The organism is Rhodopirellula maiorica SM1, assembly GCF_000346295.1.
GTDB classification, from domain to species: Bacteria; Planctomycetota; Planctomycetia; order Pirellulales; family Pirellulaceae; genus Novipirellula; species Novipirellula maiorica.
This window is the reverse complement of record NZ_ANOG01001002.1, coordinates 1-1,957: the sequence shown is the minus strand read 5'-3', so window position 1 is coordinate 1,957 and position 1,957 is coordinate 1. Positions and strand designations below refer to the sequence as shown.

Annotated in this window: 1 protein-coding gene; it reads right to left on the bottom strand. The window is 55.0% G+C overall.

The annotated features are described in order from the left end of the window. Positions 1-357: 357 nt before the first annotated feature. A partial coding sequence (locus RMSM_RS32380) for an aconitase family protein (protein WP_040770682.1) occupies positions 358-1,957 on the bottom strand: 1,600 nt, incomplete at its 5' end.

The following is a 1,957-nucleotide window of genomic DNA, read 5'->3' as shown; positions in this document are numbered from 1 at the left end:
CGATATATCCAGCACCGTGAGCTGATCCCCTGCATCGGCAGACACACGTTTTAGCAAATTGATGTCGCGTTTGACGCCCGTTACCAACCGGCTGGGTTGTGGATCGGCAAGCCGCAATTGGTGAAGCGCACAGATGCCATCGGCGTCACCGTTGAAAATATCGTAGTGCGTCATAAAAAGTTCAGTGCTAGGTTCAATGATTAGTGTCTTGAATGTCTCGGTCGATCAAGTCGATTTGTCGCTAGCAGGCAACACGACGCCGTTCACGGCCGCTACCGCATCCGCCCCTCCCGCGACGCGGGAAGGTGAAATTCAGATGAGCTCAAATCCTTGACAGCCCAGGGCAATCCGCGGTACCTAGAAGGAAACCAGATCGGGTGGGCTACCCGCGGTCATTTCATCGGTGGGCGGTGCGAACTTCGTGAGTTTGATACCAACGACGGCCGACTTGTACTCTTCGATCGTCGGAGTTCGCCCCAAGATCGCTGCGAGCACCACGACGGGTGTTGATGCCAACAATGACTCCCCCTTCTTGCGTTCAGAGTCCGCGACCACGCGTCCTTGGAACAACCGAGTGGAGGTCGCCAAGACGGTGTCGCCCTTGGCGGCCTTTTCCTGGTTGCCCATGCAGAGATTGCAGCCCGGACGTTCGAGATACATCATGTTCTCGTACTCCGTGCGGGCCTTCTGCTTGGGAAGCAAGTCGTTGAACTCGAAACCGGAATACTTTTGCAGCACATCCCAGTCTCCTTCTTCCTTCAACTCGTCAATGATGTTGTAGGTCGGAGCCGCGACGACGAGAGGGGCTTTGAATTGCACCGTCCCTTGTTCGGACTCGAGATTCTTCAGCATCTGAGAAACGATCTTCAGGTCTCCCTTGTGGACCATGCAGGAACCTACAAAGCCGAGATCGACGTGCTTCTGTCCATCGTAGAAGGTCAGGTCTCTGATTGTATCGTGCGTGTAACGTTTCGAGACGTCATCGTTGTTGACGTCCGGATCGGCAATCATCGGCTCGTCGATCAGACTCAAGTCAACTTCTAGCTCAGCGAAGTATTTTGCGTTGGGATCGGGAGCCAAGGCGGGCTTCTCGCCCGATTTGATTTCTGCAATTCGATTGTCGGCGCGATCGATCAAACCTTGAAGCACCTGTTTCTCATTGTCCATGCCTTTATCGATCATGATCTGGATTCGGCTCTTCGCGATCTCCAGCGACTCGATCAGCGTGTCGTCTTGCGATATGCAGATCGACGCCTTGGCTTTCATTTCGGCCGTCCAATCCGTAAAGGTGAACGCTTGGTCCGCAGCGAGCGTTCCAATATGCACTTCGATCACGCGGCCTTGGAACACGTTTTCGCCGCCAAACTTGCTCAGCATTTGAGCCTGCGTCGAATGAACGACGTCGCGGAAGTCGATGTGATCCTGCATTTTGCCCGTGAATGTCACCTTCACCGATTCAGGAATCGGCATCGATGCTTCGCCCGTCGCCAACGCGAGGGCGACGGTTCCCGAGTCGGCACCAAAGGCAACGCCCTTTGACATCCGAGTATGGGAGTCACCACCGATGATGATCGCCCAATCATCGACGGTGATATCGTTGAGCACCTTGTGGATCACATCGGTCATCGCGTGATAGACGCCCTTGGGATCCCGGGCGGTGATCAAACCAAAGTCGTTCATGAACTTCATCAACTTCGGAATGTTCTCTTGGGCTTTCTTGTCCCAGACCGAAGCGGTGTGACAGCCGGACTGATAGGCGCCATCGACGATCGGCGAAATCGACGTCGCCGCCATCATTTCCAATTCCTGCGACGTCATCAGCCCGGTGGTGTCCTGAGAGCCAACGATGTTGACTTCGACACGCACATCCGACCCGGCATGCAGCACCTTGCCGGGAGTGTTGCCGACGGCATTCTTGTTGAAAATTTTCTCGACCGCTGTCAGGCCCTGGCCTTCG